Here is a 17,993-nt window from a genome sequence, read left to right on the forward strand (position 1 = left end):
AGCATCGATACCAGTGGCATCGATACTGACCGGACCTGCCGTCAGGGTGTTGGTTTGCACGTCTGTGAAGGTGACGTTATCTAGGGTGGCAATTTCAATCGCGCCATTGTCGTCGCTCAGCTCAATATTTTGGCCGCTGATAAAGTTAGCCACGTTATCGTTCTGGTCGAGGGTTTTAACGTCGGTGCCGTCGATCTGAGTGACCACGGTTTGTAACGCGGAGTCAGCCAACGTTAGGCTGTCTTTGCTGGCTTGGCTGAGATCCACCGCGTAGTCGGTGACGTTGTTGGCGTCAGGGGCAGCGGCAGTCACATCCACCGAGCCAGAGCCAGCGCTAACGCTCGCGCCGTTAGCATTGACGGTGTAGGTAGTACCACCGTCGGCATTCTCTGTGACGGCGACATCCGTCACATTGGTGCCTGCCTCGACTTTTGACTGAGCAGCAATTAGCTGACTGACGTTGACCGCATCATCTAGCTGAGTTCCAGCTGCAACACTGGTAATCTGACGACTACCAATATCAACTGCCGCACGAGTCGCTACCGTACCATTGATATTGGCTGCATCTGCTGCCGTTGCACCAAAGGGAATATAACCCGCCACGCCTGCGGCGGTATTCGCCACCGAATCGCTACCTAGCGCAACACCGCCCTCCGTGGTAGCGCTCGAGTCAGCCCCGATAGCCACTACCTCATTAGCAGAAGCGCTAGCACGCGACCCTATCGCCAAGGCATCCACCCCACCCGTAACACCAGCCTGAACCCCTATCGCTGTACCTGCATAAGACCCGTCAACAACATTTGATTTTGCGCCAATCGCTATGCCAGCGCCGTCAATGTCGTTGGTCGACTGATCTACAGTGGCCTGCACGCCCAAAGCGACACCCTGCCCCCAGGCAGTTGAGGAGTCACCAATCGCTATACTATGTGTATCAGATGTATTGGGGTTGGCTCGGGCATTAGCCCCCACCGCAATAGCGTTGCTACCTTGAGCGCTTGCGTTGGTGCCTAAGGCACTGGAATTGTCACCTGAGGCTGTTGCACTTTGGCCATAAGCAGATGCATTGTTACCACTGGCAGTACTGAACTCACCAAAAGCTTGACCACCATTGCTAGCATTAGCATCTGTACCTACCGCCCAGGAACCAGTGGCAATCGCGCCACGGCCGATAGCGCCGGTGTCGACGCCCGATGCTGTACTGTCTTTACCAATTGCAATAGCATTAGTAGCTGATGCTTCGGCACCAGTCCCCATCGCAATGGCATCGACTTCACTAGCCGTTGCTGCTACACCCAGTGCCAGTGTATTGTCTCCCTGCGCTAGGCTTTGATTACCCAATGCCACCGATAGCAAGCCGTTCGCCTGGGCCGCTCCCGTGCCATTGAAACCTTCTGTAGAACCGCCAATCGCGACGGCACCATCGGCATTGGCCTGGGCACTCTGCCCCATGGCAATTGCGCCACTGCCCGAGGCGATCGATTCACGACCATAGGCCATGGACGCCACACCTGAGGCATTCGTCAGATTGCCGATGGCCTGAGCACCATCTGCGGAAGCCACTGACGGGGTCCCTCTGTTGGCACCAATTGAGATGGAATTGTCTCCTTGAGCCTGGGCACCGGCCCCCAATGCAGTACTGATGGACGTTGATGCCACAGCCAGGGAGCCCACAGCCACGCCCCCGACTCCCCCACCACTAACATTCGCCCCTTGACCAATAGCCACACTGGACTGAGTGTTGGCCGAGGCTTCGCCACCGATGGCGATAGCGTTCAGATCCGTCGCCTGAGCGCCACGTACATTATTACTACCAATGGCAATAGAGTGCTGACCGGAAGCGGTAGTGGAGTTCGCTAGCGACAGCGGGGTCGTGCCGTTTCCGCCAGCACTACCAATCGCAATAGCGTTAAGCTGGGTGGCTTGACCACCAAACCCCAGAGCAATGGCTGAGTTGCCAGTTGCGCGCGCCTCAACACCAATGGCTGTCGCCCATTGCGCTGCACTCGTATTAAAGCCGAGGGCGGCCCCACCTTTTCCGGTAACTTGACTAAAAGCACCATAGACTGTAGCTGCCAACTGGTTATTACCACTGGCATCACAACCTGCAACGAGCGAGTAAGTACCACTTCCATCGACGGGGTCTGCGCTGGTATTTGGGGTCGCTATCGTGCCGACCACTGAGCCTGCCGCTCCAGATACACAGCTACCACCGTCTGAAGCAAATTTTCGCGCTTCAGCATCGGGGCTTCCCAATGGAGAAAGCATTGCCACAAATGCAAAAACGACGCCTAATGTAACTGGCCGAAGAAAGTATTTGCTAGGTGATTGAATTGTTGCGGGTTCGGCCACCTGCCCAACTTGATGACCAGCCCCTGCCTTACGATGACTAAGAGCTGCTTCCGATGCCACCACTAGACGTCCAAGAGACCGATTCCAAACTAAGCGAAATACGTTATTCATTCCCATGCTCCCATCAGATTTTCAGGATTATTGTGACTAGTTTTTGCTAGTTTCTTGGGCGACAGGTCAGGAGCACATTACTGGGCTCACTCTACTAGCTAGGCTTCTAAAACGAGTTTTCGCTTGCAGATTCACAAGGCTTTTTGGATATTTTATTTAGCTTATGGAAGCCACACCCGCGCTTGAAATATTTATTAACATTGAAGCTAGCACAAGCCCCTCCCCTTCTCCACAATATGAATTAAGATTAACAGTCTAGTTAGTGAGCTTTTTTTAAGCTCTTTTAGCGAGTTCTAAGACAGAGAAATGCTTCTTGCCTCAAGAGTCTTCGGATACCTAAGCTAAGTAAGGGAGTAAGCACTTACTAATTAACTTCATAAAAATGGATCAAGTATAGAAAACCCACTACTAACTAAATCCAGCTTTCAACTGAGCACATCAATTTACATTTCAGCGGACATGCGTATTCTGGGATGTGGCTGGCCTGCAACGTAGTTCGAGCACGATTAGTGCTGATCAAACCGCTGCGACTGCATCTGTAGAGAAGGGGGCGGGGATACTAAGCACTACTTGGCAAGCACTTAACGAGCTTTTCTACTTGCAAAGCTCATATTTCAGGGCAAGTATCTAACTATGGCACTTCGACACTATGCTTAGGCCTAGGAACATATTTGCAACTTATAATGCTTACTTTCACTGACGAGACCTGACCTGGATACAGCCTATGCGCATTGCAGTAGTAGAGGATGAGAAGGTGGTGTCAGAGCGCATTGAAAAAGCGCTTATGGATGGCTTCGCCGAGCGAGGCATAGAGGCAAACATCTACTCATTCGAGAACAGTAAGGCATTTATTCATAATGCTAGCCGCAATACGTTCGATCTAGTCATACTTGATTGGCACTTGCCTGACGGCACCGGTATTGCGCTACTGAATTGGATGAAAACCTATCTACAAATTATTCCCGCAGTCCTGATGGTGACCCTGAGGCAGGAGGAAAGCGATATCATTCAGGCCTTAAACGCGGGAGCTGATGACTTTATCAGTAAGCCTTTTAGGCCACGCGAACTGGCCGCAAGGGCCTATGCGTCAACTCGTCGCCACTCGCTGCGCACACCCAGTGTTGCACAGCAGCAAACGCTAGAGTTTGGTCGCATTAAGCTTAATACCAATAGTGAAACAGCCTACGTGGACGGAGCAGAGGTACCGTTGACGAGGCAGGAGTTTCGCTTAGCCTTTATGCTGCTAAACCAGTTAGGCAGCCCGCTTTCACGCTCCTACCTATATGAATATGTGTGGGGTAAAAGTGATCCGCCTGGCACCCGTACGCTCGACGTCCATATTCACCGAGTGCGCAAAAAGCTTAGTCTAACGTCGGAATTTGGTTGGAACCTTGTTTCGGTCTATGGCTATGGCTACCGATTACAGGCGCTTGATGAAATAGCGGATGAGTCTACTGGCGATTCCCCCTCCAACTATAAGGCCGAATAGTCAAAACAATGACAGAAAAAAACCGCTTCAGAGCCTAGCTTCTGAAGCGGGTTTTCACGACGCCCGCATCGTCAATAAGATTGAACGCTATCGACTCGATTAGTCAATATGAATACCGATCCGTCGTGCGACTTCTTCATATGCTTCAATAACACCACCCAACCCCTGGCGGAAGCGGTCTTTATCAAGTTTTTCGCGCGTATTGGCATCCCATAAGCGGCACCCATCTGGTGAGAATTCATCGCCGAGGATTATGTTGCCTTTGAAGACCCCAAACTCAAGCTTGTAATCGACTAGCAACATGCCGCCTTCGGCGAAAAGCTGCTTAAGCACATGGTTTACTTGAAAAGTAAGCGACTTCATTTTCGCCAGTTGCTCGGGGGTTGCCCAACCAAAGGTTTCTGCTAGCGACTCGTTAATCATGGGGTCACCCTTTTCATCGTTCTTTAAGAACAGTTCAAAGGTGGGTGGATTCAAACTGATGCCCTCTTCCACACCCAGGCGCTTAACTAGACCGCCTGCCGCAATGTTGCGCACGACACACTCAACAGGAATCATCTCCATTTTCTTGACGAGGCTCTCCGTATCAGAAAGCTGCTTCTCAAAATGGGTCGGAATCCCTGCTTCTTCAAGGCGCTGCATAATAAAAGCATTGAAGATGTTGTTTACTTTACCTTTACGAGCCAGTGACTCTTTCTTTTTGCCATCAAAGGCACTGGTATCGTCACGAAAGTGCAGTACCAACAAATCAGGGTCGTCGGTGGTATAAACGGATTTCGCTTTTCCAGCGTAGAGTTCTTGGCGCTTTTCCATAGGGGCTCCGAAAGATTTCAAAAATTAAAAATTAACGTAGGTAGCCGGAGACACGCTCAAGCAGCTCGCGCTGATCATCAGCACTAAAACTACGCTCACTGGCATTTATCGCACGCAGAATGGTCTTGTCGCCGTTAGGTTGAAGGGCAAGACGAATTTGCTGCGACATACGACGCACATCGGGGCTGAAAACAATTTGCAGAGGGTTGCGACCTCGTTCAGTCTCGGTCATGTACTCAACCAGGAACTCATAGTTTTCCGCTGAAGTAGCTAATAGGTCTCGCTGACCTTCGACACTAAAGTCGAGCTCAAGATAGTGATCCAGCTCTGCCCAAACACGATCAATAGGTTGTGGAATCACAACTTCCCATTCGTCGCCCTGCTGACGCATTTGCAGCGTCTGATCTTGTGCGAGTCGCTGTGCAGTCCAAGAAGATGCACTAGCAGTGGCACTGCGTGCGCCTAAGTACTGTTCTAGGGCATCAAGACACACATCCACACTTTGCCCTGCTTGTTCACAGCGCACCTCGCTACTGCCCGCCCTGAGTGCGCTTTGTAGCTTCAGCGTGGCTTGAGAAGTCACTATGACGCCTTGGTTCGCATCGCTTTGCTGAACACCTAGCTGGCGACTATTCGCGAACGCTTCTAACTGAGGCCAGACAGCTCCCGTATCTGCCGCGACCACCAACCAAGTCTGATCACCGACCTGACGACGCTCTACAAATTCAGGCTCTAAACCACTGCCAATTGTCAGCGTCTGGGGGGGAGCAATCTCAGCCGCTTCATCAATACGGCTGCCCTGGAGCGCCACCTGGGGCACCGGCATGGCATCACGATAACGCTGAGGATTGCGGGTTTCCGGCAGTACTAAGGGGGGGGCTGGAGTAGCTTCAGTATAATCCAAGTTGCGGTCGTGATAGTAACCGTCATCGCGCGCGCACCCTGCAAGCGTGACAGCCGTTGCGAGAGCCAGCGGTATCCATTTAAGCGCGCGTTTTTCAAGCAAACGTTTTTCAAGAACAGGGCTCATCAAGCCACCTTTACAGTCAACAGGTCGAGTACTCGGCGCATCAACAAAGTACGCCGAGTAGCAAAGGGGTTACGTCGAATTACTCCTCTACGACGCCCGCCAGCTGCAGCGCTTCACTGACAGTGGCGTGGTACTTTTCCGACAGCCAGGTCAACGGCAAACGAATCCCTGCGTCCATATATCCCATGCGATGCAGTGCCCATTTAACCGGAATCGGGTTCGCTTCAATGCCCAGATTTGTATGTAGCGGCATCAAACGCGTATTAATTTGGTGAGCCTTGTCCGAATCACCAGCCACAGCTGCAGCACAGAGTTCATGCATTGCTTTAGGCGCTACGTTCGCAGTCACAGAGATATCACCGTGGCCGCCCATCAACATAAAGTCACAGGCGGTAGCATCGTCGCCGGAGTAAAGCATAAAATCACTGCCCTTCAGGCGGGTGATTAGATCCTCTGCACGCTCAAGGTTCCCGGTAGCATCTTTCAAACCGATAATATTCTTCACCTCGGCTAGGCGTACTACCGTTTCATTATACAGATCAGAGCAAGTACGGCCGGGAACGTTATAAAGAATTACCGGCAGTTTGCTTCCTTCAGCCACTGCTTTGAAATGTTGGTAGAGGCCTTCCTGAGTCGGCTTGTTATAGTAAGGGCAAACCGATAGGCAGTAATCTGCGCCGACTTCGCTAGCGTAGCGTGCTAACTCAACCGCCTCTGATGTGGCGTTCGCTCCCGTGCCTGCAATCACTGGAATACGGCCATTCACCTCTTCTACCACGCTGCGGATCACATCAAAGTGCTCAGCAAAGGTCATAGTAGTAGGTTCACCCGTGGTGCCTGCTGCAACAATGGCATCAGTGCCATTATCGAGGTGGAAGTTCACCAGGCGACGAAGCGCCTCCCAGTCGATGTCGCCATTGACTTTCATCGGCGTCGCCAGGGCGACAATGCTGCCTGTGATCATCCGTTTTTTCCTCACCTGCCAAATTATAAAATTAAGCTACTGACGATATTCATTGAACATCGAGAAGCTTCGACCATAAGGGCTCTATTTATAGGAGCTTGTCCACACGAGCCTGTCCATACGAGCCTGTTCACACGAACCTTTCTACAAGCACTAAAGAGCTAAAGAACACACTCAAGTACTCTCTACAAGCACTCTCTATAAGTACTCTGACCACCAGGACGAGCATACCGGGGCGATTTAGCCTACTGCCATTTTATGCCTTGAGCACTGTGTTGTCGTCCCAAGGGAGGCTACAGACAGCAAATGGTACTCAGGCGGCTCGAACCTGTACAGCGTAAAGCACTAAGAGTTTTCTCACTTGACTGATTCCTGGGCGCCTATACGCTTTGACATAATAGCGTTACTTGCGTGTAATCAACTAAGTAGACGATCTTAGCAAAGGAGCTCTTCATGTCTGTAACACTCAACCACCCGGTACCTGACTTTTCAGCCCCTGCCACTAGCGATATGACGGTGACACTGTCTGAGCTACGTGGCAAGCAGGTGGTTATCTACTTTTATCCAAAAGCCAGCACCCCAGGATGCACTACCGAAGGCGGAGACTTTAGAGACCGCAAGCCACGATTCGATGCTGCCAATACGGTTATTATCGGCGTTTCTAGAGATGGTATCCGTGCTCAGGAGAACTTCAAAGCCAAGCAAGATTTTAACTTCGAGCTTATCTCAGATAAGGACGAAACCGTATGCCAGATTTTTGACGTTATCAAACTTAAAAAGATGTACGGCAAAGAGCATCTTGGCATTGAGCGCAGTACCTTCCTAATCGACAGCGAGGGTAAGCTTGCTCAAGAGTGGCGCGGCGTTAAAGTACCAGGGCATGCTGATGAGGTACTAGCAGCGGCAGAAGCGCTGCACGCCAGCTAACAAGGTCAAAAGCGCCGTCTCCTTAACGGGTGCAGCGCGAAGGGGCTGCGGCTGATTCGCAGACAACCTTTCCGTTCGCGCTGCGTGTACTGCGGTTAGCTGGTGACGTCTAATGTTCAGTCAATGGCAGTTGCTTTTCCCCTTCCCTCTCTGCCATTCCTCTTGGCCATGCATAAACCAGCGCTTTTAGCAGGGTGGCCAGGGGAATCGCAAAGAAAACGCCCCAGAACCCCCAGATACCACCAAAAAACAGCACCGCGACAATAATGGAAACCGGGTGAATGTTATTCGTTTCTGAAAACAGCACCGGTGCAAGCACATTCCCATCAAGTGCTTGAATAACGCCGTAAGCGACAACGACATAAGCAAACTGCTCACTGATTCCAAAATGAAATCCGGCAACAGCCGCCACTGGGATGGTGACCACTGCCGCGCCAATGTATGGCACGAGCACAGAAAAACCCACCAGCACTGCTAACAGGGCGGTGTATGGCAAGCCAAAGAAAGCGAAGGTAAAAAAGGCGACCGTACCGACGATAATAATCTCTATCGATTTACCGCGAATATAATTGGCAATTTGACGATCCATCTCATGCCAAATACGCGTTAGCAGCGAACGCTTTTGCGGTAGCAGCGATAGCGCAAAGCCTACTAAAGACTGGCGATCCTTCAGCATGAAGAATACCAGTATCGGCACTAGCACTAAGTAAATAATCAACGACATAATATTGCCGAGTGATGCCAGTGAAAGCGTTAGTGCACGCTGTCCTAGCTGGCTAATTTCCCGGCTGGCAACACCGATCCAGCTCTGCATTTGATCGGGAGTGATTAAATTAGGATAACGAGCCTGAAGTTCATCTAACCACCCCTGGCCGCTAGCAAACATTCGCGGCGTTTCCTGAACAAGCCCGACAAGTTGATTCCATATCAGCGGCATCAAAATAAAGGCCATTGTTAGCAACACGCTAACAAACGCCACAAATACAACAATGACCGCTAGCAAATGAGGCACACCGCGTCGCGTCAAGGCACTCACTACGCCCTGTAGTAAAAAAGCTATCACCAGCGCGGTGAAGAACGGTGCCAGCATCCTGCCAAACCAAATAATGGCTGCAAAACCAGCTACCAATACCAAGAGAAGAATCAACGCCTCTTCGTCTGAAAAGTAGCGATCAATCCAACTTTTCAGAATAGTGCGCATGGTCATGAGTGAGACACCCCTGCTTTACGTATCCAAAAATAGAACATATCGCCATGCTGTTCGCGCGCTTCTAGCACATGATCACTAAGCTCAGTGAACGATGCTATATCACGCCACGAACCAGCGTCAGTTGCTCTTACTTCAAGTAATTGACCAGGGGCCAACCCTGCCAGTGCCTGCTTGGCCTTTAATAATGGCAGCGGGCAGTGCAACCCGGTAGCATCCAGCACCATATCGGGCTTGATGCTAGCGTTTGTTCTGGACTCTGTGTGCTCGGACATACCCTCTCCCCAAAATGCCTGCTTGATCAACATACTTACTTGAATACGGCATTGTTACATAAACTATTTCTTTAAAACGGTCGCTTGAGAATTTGATTTAACGGCACTTACCTGCCTGAATCAATGTCACACCGCTGTTTGCTGCGTATATTACTTGAAAATCAGGAACACCATGAGGATGCCATGCTGCACCTTCGATTCGCACTTTCTCGCCGAGCCTACGCGCTAGCGCTCATGCTAAGCGTCGCCAGTGTTAGCCCACCCAGCCTTGGCTTCGACGATTATCAGCTCCCTAGCCTAGGCGGCGCATCAACCTCTGTCAGTAACGAGGAGTACCGCCTGGGGCGCGCTTGGCTTCGCCAATTTCGTGCCCAGGCACCACAGTGGCAAGATCCTATCGTCAATGACTACCTAGATAGTCTAGTTGCACGCCTTGCCCCCCACAGCCAGCTTGGCAACCTTCGCACAACCACCGTGATGGTTGATAACAGCTCTCTCAATGCTTTCGCGGTCCCAGGGGGTGTCATAGGTATCAATTCAGGGCTATTCGCCCTCGCTGAAGATGAGGGAGCCTTTGTGTCGGTCATCGCCCACGAACTGGGCCACTTATCTCAACGACACTACGCCAGGGGCAGTGCACGTGCGGAGCAGACACAACTGCCTGCAATGGCCGCTATGCTAGCAGGCATGCTCATTGCCGCTAGCGGAGGCGGCGATGCGGGAATGGCCGCCGCAATGGGTTCCCAAGCGGCACTAATTCAAGATCAACTGTCCTATTCACGGCGCTTTGAACAAGAAGCCGACCGGGTTGGCCTACAGGCAATGGCAAGCGCAGGATACAACCCAGATGCGATGGTGCGGATGTTCAGCGCTATGCAGCGGATGGCTCGGCTCCAGGGCGGCACGCCACCAGAGTTCTTACTTACCCACCCGGTGAGTGATAGCCGCTTAAGCGATGCTCAAGCACGCGCATCGCAGCTAAATATTGCCGACGCCTATACCAGCGACACGTTATACGACATGATGCGCGCCCGCGCACTCCTGAGCATTTACCACAACACACCGCAGCAAGCCGCATCTCGACTTGCTCAAGAGGATAGCGAAGAGCAAGCGCAACGCTATCTCTCAGCGCTAATTGCAGCTCGCAATGGCCAAACAGACAACGCACTGCGAACCATTGATCAATTGGCCCGTGAGCTACCTGACTACGGTATGCTACCTGCTTCTGCCGCCACCGTTGCGCTAGAAGCACACCGCTATGAGGAGGCTATTACGCGTAGCCAGCGCCTGCTGCGCATTATGCCTAACTACTTACCTGCTCAATTAGTGCTAGCCGAAGCCCAGCTCCAGCGCGACCCGCAAGCAGCCTATGAGTTATTGCGCGAGATGACTGCTCAGCACCCTGAAGCTCCTCAAGGATTCAATCTTCTTGCCGAAGCGGCCGGCCGAAGCGGTTATGACGGCTGGGGACACTTAGCACGAGCAGAACACTTACAGCTAACAGGCAGAATTGACCGCGGTATTCGTCAGTTGAGCATCGCCAAAGATGCTGCTCAGCAAGAGAATGATCAACAGGCACTGGCACGTATCGAACAGCGTAGGGAAGCGTTCATTGAATATCGCGAGGCACTAGAGCAATTTTGAGATTTCAAACGAACAGCCCGAATGCTGAACGCATTCGGGCTGCTGCTGGCGGCTATGGGGCATTTATACGCTAGGCATTAAAGCTCAGCATACGTTCTAATGGTTTTAATGCCTGCAGACGCAGCGTGTCATCAACAAAAATCTCACCGCTACCGTCGCGCAACGCACCAGCCAAGTTATCCAGAGCATTCATCGCCATCCATGGGCAATGCGCACAGCTGCGACAGGTGGCACCGTTACCACCAGTGGGCGCCTCAAAAAGTACTTTATCGGGCACCGCCTGCTGCATTTTAAAGAAAATGCCGCGATCAGTAGCAACGATCAATTTTTCATTGGGCAACGTCTGCGCGGCTTTGATCAACTGAGAGGTTGAACCTGCCACATCGGCCAATTTGACCACAGCATCGGGCGACTCCGGGTGGACCAGTACAGCAGCTTCAGGATAAAGGCGCTTAAGGTCTTCAATCCCCTTTGCCTTGAACTCTTCGTGAACGATACAGGCACCGTCCCACATCAGCATATCTGCACCGGTTTTTTTCTGGATATAACCGCCTAAATGCTTATCTGGTGCCCACAGTATTTTTTCACCTTTGGCTTGCAGGTGCTCAATAACGTCGACCGCAATCGAAGAAGTGACGACCCAGTCAGCGCGCGCTTTCACGGCAGCTGAAGTATTGGCGTATACCACAACGGTACGATCGGGGTGGGCATCACAAAAAGCGCTAAACTCATCAGCGGGGCAGCCAATATCCAGCGAGCAGGTCGCCTCCAGAGTAGGCATTAAGACGCGTTTTTCTGGTGATAGAATTTTCGCTGTCTCTCCCATAAAGCGTACACCTGCAACTACCAGCGTTGTTGCATCGTGCCGCGCACCAAAGCGCGCCATTTCAAGGGAGTCAGCAACACAGCCACCGGTCTCTTCAGCCAACTGTTGAATGGCATCATCGGTGTAGTAATGGGCAACGAGCACCGCATTATGTGCGTTTAGCAACTGCTTGATTTCGGCTACCCGAGCCTCATCTTCCGCAGGAATTCGGGTGGGGCAATATGGGCTGGGGAGCGGAGCGTCAAGCTCAGCTTGAGTAGTCATAATAGTCATCGTGTCTACCACTGTGACGAACAGGGAATCCCCCTGTTAAACACCGGTCACGGCGTGTGCACTCCGCAAACGCCGCACTCGATGCGACAAGTCGCTGCGTCTCTCGCGGTGACTCGTCGCTCTGCCCACCACTCGTGCGGGCAGCGCTACCGTGACATCATTGGTAGCTATAACCAAGACTATTGTGGTGTTAAATCGTTGCCCGCCGCAAGCATTAAGTGCGCGCTGGGACGGCTTATCACCGACATAGCAAAACGCCCCTGGCAGCAAGCTACCAAGGGCGTTAAATTTGGTGGGTCGTGTAGGATTCGAACCTACGACCAATTGATTAAAAGTCAACTGCTCTACCAACTGAGCTAACGACCCAAATTTTGCTGCGCACCTAGCTGATTACTTGGCGCTATAAACCTGAAACCTGTTCGAATGGTGGGTCGTGTAGGATTCGAACCTACGACCAATTGATTAAAAGTCAACTGCTCTACCAACTGAGCTAACGACCCCCTCGAACGGATGCATATAATACAGATCCCCCCTATGCTTGGCAAGTTCTTTTAACGCGGATCTACAACACAGCTAATTAATCCAGAAAAAGCATGAATTGCGACTCTTCGATGCTAATGACACACACTAATTAAAATGTGATATTTAAGCCAAACATAAAGCGTTAACGCACCATACCCACATGTTTTCGCGACGTTAACAACGAGAAGCACAGCATGCGCCAGCAATCGACAGTGAAAAAGCCTACCTCCGCACGTAGTGCCCAACCCAAAGCCAAACCGCCTCAGGTACGCAGCTTCATCAATGAGCATCCCGCAAAAAAACTCTCAGAGTTAATTGTGCAGGCAAAAGCGCCACTGGAAGCGGAGCTGTCGAAGGCCCACCTACCTGTCAGCAAACCACTTACTCTATTTTTATCATTCACGGATGGCTTGCAACGCGCAACCGTGGTGCAATTTTCAGGCAAACATCTAGCCGAGGTGTGGAAAAAGCTCGCCGACTGGCAACAACGAAAATTTAAAGAGTCACCCAAGGTACGCTGGCTTCGGATTGATTGGGTAACCGAAACACGGGCCATGCCATGGGCCGACTGCCTAAAAGAGATACACAGCGTAAAGCGCAACTATTTCCGCTATGGCGTCTCTTTAGATACCAACTTCCGCTACGCCTTTCTTGAGCAAGAACTCAATGCCAACGCCATGCTGTACCTGGGGGGCAATCAGCCAAGGGCCGCACTGAACAAGAAAAATTTTCTCATCTATGGAGTGAAGCGTTACGGTAAGCACTTCTCATTACCCTCCCATCAAGATCAAGCCCTGCTGTTCACCACCCAAGCCATCTTAGTACAACCCGACCAGCCGCATAAACTGCTTCACGGCTATAGCGGTGGCCAAGAAGGTCGCAATACCGGGCGGCGGATTATCGAGAAGCTAGACCCCGTACAGGTAACGTCATTAATTCAGCAATCCAGCCAGTTTCTAGCAGAACAGGTCGATGCAACAGGCCGCTTTATTTATGGCATTCACCCCTGCTTCGATAGAGATATCAACGCTTACAATACGCTTCGCCACACCAGTACCACGTACTCTATGCTTGAAGCATGGGAAGTCACCCAAAGCAGCGAGTTAAAATCTGCGATAGACCGCTCTATCAAACACTTAACTAGCACGCTAATTCGCCAATATAGCTTACCATCGAGGGAAACCCTTGCTTACTTACAAGACAGCAATAACGAAATAAAGCTCGGCGGCAACGCGGTGTGCTTGCTTGCCCTTGTTAAGTACACAGAGCTTACTAATGACCAGCAATACTTGCCACTTATGGAGCAGCTAGCGCTTGGCATACAGCACATGCAGCACCAGGCCACTGGCCAGTTCAATCACGTTTTAAATGCCGACGATCTCAGCATAAAAGAAGAGTTTCGCATCATATATTACGATGGCGAGGCCGCTTTCGGCCTAATGCGCCTATACGGCCTTACTAAAGATGAGCGCTGGTTGAACACGGTTGAAAAGGCGTTTGAGTATTTCATCGAGAAAGAGCATTGGAAAATCCATGACCATTGGCTTAGCTACTGCGTCAATGAATTAACGCTTTACCGACCGGAAGAGCGTTACTACCAATTTGGCATCAAAAACGTTGCTGGGTATCTTGGCTTCGTCATTGGGCGTATCACTACCTTCCCAACGCTGCTTGAGTTGATGATGGCAGCCCACAAAATGATTACACGCTTAAAAGCCAGCGACCAACACCGACACCTGCTGGAACAGATCGATTTAAAAATGTTCTACCGCGCCTTAGAAACACGGGCACACTACCTGCTCAATGGGTTCTTCTGGCCGGAATTCGCTATCTACTTTCAGAACCCCCAACGTATCATGGGTAGCTTCTTTATTCGCCATCACAGTTTCCGCGTACGCATCGATGATGTGGAGCACTACTTATCAGGGTATGTTGCGTTCTTGAACCACTACCTAAAGGCGCCCTTAGCCCCTTCTCCCGTTATCAACGACCGCGTTTGGAATACCCATCACTTAGAAACAGCGACCGGTGGGCGCTGGCTTCGACGGCCTACACATGAGTGGTTTGCAAAGGGAGTTAAGTATTTCGCTCCGAGCGTTTGCGGTGGCGACCTCGTGGTTGTGAGAGGCGAAGGTGAAAAGGTCGGCGTACTGCCAAGTCGCGTGAGCACCTTACCAACACCAGCGGGTATCATGGTGAGTTCATCCTCATCATCCGCGACGGCGCTAGAAAGCACCGAACTCCCAATACTTGAGGTCGATAACAGCGGAGAGGCAATTTTAGCCCTTGGTCGCTATGCTCGAAATCAGCTGAGCGGTGTTGTTGTCGGAGTGACTGGAAGTTCGGGTAAAACAACAGCCGTGGCCATGCTGTCACATGTTTTAGCAACCCAAGGTGACGTTTATGCCAGTGCGCACAATGCCAATTTACCGCATGGCATTGCCTGGAACCTGACGTCAGCAGGATGGGATGTGCCACACTTAGTACTAGAGATGGCCGTCGGCAGAATGCCTACTAGTTCCAGAATGGCCCGGCCACATGTTGCTGTTTTCCTCAACGTCCATCCGGCGCATATAGGTAGTTCACACACAGTGACTGATATTGCTCGTGTCAAAAGCGCCATTTTCGAGGGTATGTCACCGGGAGGGGTCGCTGTGATCAACCGAGATATGCTCGAGTTTGAAATGGTCTATTCGGCCGCCATTAAGAACAAGCAACGCGTCATATTGTTCGGCGAACACGAGCAGAGTGACATACGACTGATTAGCTATGACAACGCAACACAGGTTGCCACATTGTCACGTTACGGCGGCCCACAGGAGAACATGAAAATTGGAGCAGCGGGCCACCATATGGCCTTGAACAGCCTTGCAGTAATAGCCGTCACTACGGCATTGGACTATCCGTTAGCACCAATACTAGAACGCTTAAAAACATTCCGGCCACTGCCCGGCCGTGGAGAGGAAAAACTGATTCGTTTTAAGGGTCGCCAGTTTACGCTAATCAATGATGCCTACAATGCCAATCCAGGCTCAATGGCCGCAGCACTGGATCGGCTAGGACACCTCACTGTTGAAGGACAACGAATTGCCATTCTGGGGCAAATGGAAGACCTGGGACCATCAGCCGAGCACTACCACACAGCACTTTTAGAGGCTGTCGAGCGCGCTAAAATCGACACACTGTATGTCGTTGGCCCCCATTACCGAACATTTTGGGAGCGTTTGCCTACTGCGCAGCAAGGCGCCCACGTGGCGTCTATTGAGGCATTAAAAACGGTACTGGCAGATACCTTCAACGATGGCGACGGTGTACTCGTAAAAGGCTCGAACAGCACAGCCATGCATAAAATCGTTGCCTGGCTGGAAAGCGAACAGGACTAATCATGGCCAAATACCGTGCGTAGCGACGCAGCCCATAACGGCCTAATGTTAAAGGCTGTTGATTGTCTCATGGATAATTTCAATTAACTGCAAAACAACGCCGGGCCCGAAGGCCCGGCGTTGTTTTGCAGTGATTCCACTATTAGACTCCCCATCAGACCATAAGCGTCTGATCAAACTCGTCGTCAAGCGGGTTCTGCGGCTCAGAGAAATCACCCATTGCCATCTCCTCAACGCCATCAGTACCACTCGTTACCTGCTCCTCCTCTTCGTTACTATCCTCAGATTCAGGGAATACCAGCTCTTCGCTGCCATCACCAAAGTCCATATCGCTAAGGCTGAAGGTACTCAGCGGTGCTAGTGGCTCGTATTGCTCAACATCGATCGACAAGGTTGCTTCGTCGGTCGTGCCATTCGGATGGGCCAACTGGTAAGTGAAGACCTCGGTTTCACCAATATTCACCATCTCGGCATTCGGCACGTAGCTGTAATCGCCGTTGGACATGATGGTCAACACACCATATTCGCCCTCGACAACCACACCGCCATGCCCCGGCATAACGAATTCACCTAGCTCGTTCATTACACTCAGCGTGGTGTACTCAGAACCAAGGTTGTCATCGGCGATGACATTGCCCATGCTCTCGAATACCTCGCCTGCAGTGAACTCAGTCAGGTCGGTCGTCTCGTAGGTTAAGTCGACGGTGACTCCACCAGGGAGACTTACTACACCACCATTGGAGACATCCAAACGGTAATTGCCGGCTTCGAGCCCTTCGACGGGAATTTCCAGGCTGGTTGGGAAAATACCGATCAGATCGAGCAAGCTCGCTTGGTCCATATCCATGATCAGCGTTTCGCTACCATCCCCCTCCAGCTTGTAGAGCTGGAAGTCGACAGAGTCGAGCAGAGACACTAAGCTCCCCACATCAATGTTGATAGTGAGATCGGTGAGCGTATCCTCAGCCAGCGAGAACGCCGTGCTGCCTTCTGTTGGACCAAGCACAATACCGCCTACTCCAAGAAGCCAGCTATAGTCGATGGCTTCCTCTGCCGTGGTGGTAGTCACCACGTTAACGACATCAACCTGCCCTGCATCGATGTTGTCGTTCGCCATCATGACCGTCGCTGGAGCTGATGGGCTGTTATCGTCCCAGATCAGGTCGGCATCCTCGCTATCGATACGGATATACAGATTCGCTGTATCGGTAGAACTATCCGGATGTACCAACTGGTAGGCGAAGATTTCAACCAAGCCAATGCTCTCGACGGCCACATTCGGTACGTAGGAGTAGTTGCCATCAGTATCAATGGTCAACGTACCATACTCACCTTCGACCACCGTTCCAGCACCTGCCTCAACAAAGGTGCCAGCGACCTGGATGTACACTTCCGCAAGGTCAGCTACACCCAACTGGTCTTGCTCGCCTTCGACGAAGCTCGGGTCGGTGATCACGTTCCCCGTGATCGGATCGCCAGCGATACCTTCGAAATCGGTTAAGCTGTTATCGGTGAACTGCGCAGACCAAGCGACACTGGTCGAAACCCCCACCAAACTGCCGCCACCGTAGATCACCCGGTAGTTACCAGCCTCCAGACCAGACGCCTCAACCTGTGCGTCCTCGCCGAATATTCCCACTAGATCAAGCAGGCCGCTGCTGGAAGAATCTTCTAGTGATACCCAGTCACCGTTCTCGAAGACCTCCAGGTCAACGAAGGTGTTATCCAGCACTGCCAACAGCCCGCCCACATCGGCGGTGAAGCTAACATCGGTCAGTGACCCTTCAGGAACTGTGAACTCGTAGGTATTTGTTACCTGACCGATGGTCACCAGCACGGTGTCGGTACCAGAATCCGAACGGCTCTCCGAGACAGGAACGATCCCAACGCCGGCAGTAGCCAAATCATTGAAGGCTACAACCTCGGCATCTGCGTCTGCATCTGCATCGGCGTCGGCATCTGCGTCGGCGTCGGCGTCGGCGTCGGCGTCTGCATCAGCATCAGCATCAGCATCAGCGTCAGCGTCAGCGTCAGCGTCAGCGTCAGCGTCTGCGTCTGCGTCTGCGTCTGCGTCGGCGTCGGCGTCGGCGTCTGCATCTGCATCTGCATCTGCATCTGCATCTGCATCTGCATCTGCATCTGCATCTGCATCTGCATCTGCATCTGCATCTGCATCTGCA

Annotated in this window: 12 protein-coding genes and 2 tRNA genes; 4 read left to right on the forward strand and 10 right to left on the reverse strand. The window is 51.8% G+C overall.

Annotated elements, in window-relative coordinates; all coding sequences use genetic code 11:
- Positions 1-2,460: ESPR-type extended signal peptide-containing protein (locus HVE01_RS19050; RefSeq protein WP_213014763.1), on the reverse strand; the 2,460-nt coding region annotated here is incomplete at its 3' end.
- Positions 2,461-3,184: 724 nt separating this feature from the next.
- Between HVE01_RS19050 and HVE01_RS19055 the strand changes: the two genes are divergently transcribed.
- The gene (locus tag HVE01_RS19055) at positions 3,185-3,949 is read left to right on the forward strand and encodes a response regulator transcription factor (RefSeq protein ID WP_146945388.1); all 765 of its coding nucleotides are present in this window, start codon (positions 3,185-3,187) and stop codon (positions 3,947-3,949) included.
- A 99-nt stretch (positions 3,950-4,048) separates the two neighbouring features.
- Here the strand turns inward: HVE01_RS19055 and purC are convergent, their stop codons facing one another.
- The 3 genes from purC to dapA form a co-directional block, all read right to left on the reverse strand.
- Positions 4,049-4,762: a phosphoribosylaminoimidazolesuccinocarboxamide synthase gene (purC, locus tag HVE01_RS19060; RefSeq protein WP_146945389.1), complete on the reverse strand. Its 714-nt coding sequence runs from the start codon at positions 4,760-4,762 to the stop codon at positions 4,049-4,051.
- Between the two features lie 31 nt (positions 4,763-4,793).
- Entirely contained in the window at positions 4,794-5,792 is a 999-nt protein-coding gene (locus HVE01_RS19065; RefSeq protein WP_146945390.1) for an outer membrane protein assembly factor BamC, read from the reverse strand.
- Positions 5,793-5,871: 79 nt separating this feature from the next.
- The gene (gene dapA, locus HVE01_RS19070; RefSeq protein WP_089039768.1) at positions 5,872-6,756 is read right to left on the reverse strand and encodes a 4-hydroxy-tetrahydrodipicolinate synthase; all 885 of its coding nucleotides are present in this window, start codon (positions 6,754-6,756) and stop codon (positions 5,872-5,874) included.
- A 453-nt stretch (positions 6,757-7,209) separates the two neighbouring features.
- On the opposite strand from dapA, the gene HVE01_RS19075 reads away from it, so the two are divergent.
- Positions 7,210-7,683: a peroxiredoxin gene (locus HVE01_RS19075; protein ID WP_146945391.1), complete on the forward strand. Its 474-nt coding sequence runs from the start codon at positions 7,210-7,212 to the stop codon at positions 7,681-7,683.
- Positions 7,684-7,792: 109 nt separating this feature from the next.
- On the opposite strand, the gene HVE01_RS19080 is transcribed toward HVE01_RS19075, so the two are convergent.
- The gene (locus HVE01_RS19080) at positions 7,793-8,890 is read right to left on the reverse strand and encodes an AI-2E family transporter (RefSeq protein ID WP_146945392.1); all 1,098 of its coding nucleotides are present in this window, start codon (positions 8,888-8,890) and stop codon (positions 7,793-7,795) included.
- Positions 8,887-9,165 (reverse strand): sulfurtransferase TusA family protein, encoded by a 279-nt coding sequence (locus HVE01_RS19085; protein ID WP_125751311.1) that lies wholly within the window; start codon positions 9,163-9,165, stop codon positions 8,887-8,889. The genes HVE01_RS19080 and HVE01_RS19085 overlap by 4 nt, the downstream gene beginning before the upstream one ends.
- Positions 9,166-9,348: 183 nt before the next feature.
- Here HVE01_RS19085 and HVE01_RS19090 point away from each other — a divergent pair, with 183 nt between their 5' ends.
- Positions 9,349-10,809, forward strand: a complete 1,461-nt coding sequence (locus tag HVE01_RS19090; protein ID WP_146945393.1) for a M48 family metalloprotease — start codon at positions 9,349-9,351, stop codon at positions 10,807-10,809.
- 70 nt (positions 10,810-10,879) lie between these two features.
- On the opposite strand, the gene nadA is transcribed toward HVE01_RS19090, so the two are convergent.
- From nadA to HVE01_RS19105, 3 genes are all read right to left on the reverse strand, one after another.
- Complete coding sequence (gene nadA, locus HVE01_RS19095; protein ID WP_146945394.1) at positions 10,880-11,908, reverse strand: quinolinate synthase NadA; 1,029 nt, start codon at positions 11,906-11,908, stop codon at positions 10,880-10,882.
- A 290-nt stretch (positions 11,909-12,198) separates the two neighbouring features.
- A tRNA-Lys gene (locus HVE01_RS19100) sits at positions 12,199-12,274 on the reverse strand.
- Positions 12,275-12,332: 58 nt separating this feature from the next.
- Positions 12,333-12,408 (reverse strand) — tRNA-Lys (locus HVE01_RS19105).
- Positions 12,409-12,624: 216 nt separating this feature from the next.
- Here HVE01_RS19105 and HVE01_RS19110 point away from each other — a divergent pair.
- Positions 12,625-15,813 carry a UDP-N-acetylmuramoyl-tripeptide--D-alanyl-D-alanine ligase gene (locus HVE01_RS19110; protein WP_146945395.1) on the forward strand — a complete coding sequence of 1,063 codons (3,189 nt, stop codon included), beginning with the start codon at positions 12,625-12,627 and terminating at the stop codon, positions 15,811-15,813.
- Between the two features lie 154 nt (positions 15,814-15,967).
- Here HVE01_RS19110 and HVE01_RS19935 read toward each other — a convergent pair.
- On the reverse strand, positions 15,968-17,993 hold a 2,026-nt coding region (locus HVE01_RS19935; RefSeq protein ID WP_213014764.1), incomplete at its 5' end, for a BapA/Bap/LapF family large adhesin.

This window comes from Vreelandella venusta, assembly GCF_007989605.1.
In the GTDB taxonomy this organism is placed as follows: Bacteria; Pseudomonadota; Gammaproteobacteria; order Pseudomonadales; family Halomonadaceae; genus Vreelandella; species Vreelandella venusta.

What these genes read in the sequence shown, in the direction of transcription:
- HVE01_RS19055 (WP_146945388.1), top strand. Translation starts at nt 3,185, where the DNA reads ATGCGCATTGCAGTAGTAGAGGATGAGAAGGTGGTGTCAGAGCGCATT.
- purC (WP_146945389.1), bottom strand. Translation starts at nt 4,762, where the DNA reads ATGGAAAAGCGCCAAGAACTCTACGCTGGAAAAGCGAAATCCGTTTAT.
- HVE01_RS19065 (WP_146945390.1), bottom strand. Translation starts at nt 5,792, where the DNA reads ATGAGCCCTGTTCTTGAAAAACGTTTGCTTGAAAAACGCGCGCTTAAA.
- dapA (WP_089039768.1), bottom strand. Translation starts at nt 6,756, where the DNA reads ATGATCACAGGCAGCATTGTCGCCCTGGCGACGCCGATGAAAGTCAAT.
- HVE01_RS19075 (WP_146945391.1), top strand. Translation starts at nt 7,210, where the DNA reads ATGTCTGTAACACTCAACCACCCGGTACCTGACTTTTCAGCCCCTGCC.
- HVE01_RS19080 (WP_146945392.1), bottom strand. Translation starts at nt 8,890, where the DNA reads ATGACCATGCGCACTATTCTGAAAAGTTGGATTGATCGCTACTTTTCA.
- HVE01_RS19085 (WP_125751311.1), bottom strand. Translation starts at nt 9,165, where the DNA reads ATGTCCGAGCACACAGAGTCCAGAACAAACGCTAGCATCAAGCCCGAT.
- HVE01_RS19090 (WP_146945393.1), top strand. Translation starts at nt 9,349, where the DNA reads ATGCTGCACCTTCGATTCGCACTTTCTCGCCGAGCCTACGCGCTAGCG.
- nadA (WP_146945394.1), bottom strand. Translation starts at nt 11,908, where the DNA reads ATGACTATTATGACTACTCAAGCTGAGCTTGACGCTCCGCTCCCCAGC.
- HVE01_RS19110 (WP_146945395.1), top strand. Translation starts at nt 12,625, where the DNA reads ATGCGCCAGCAATCGACAGTGAAAAAGCCTACCTCCGCACGTAGTGCC.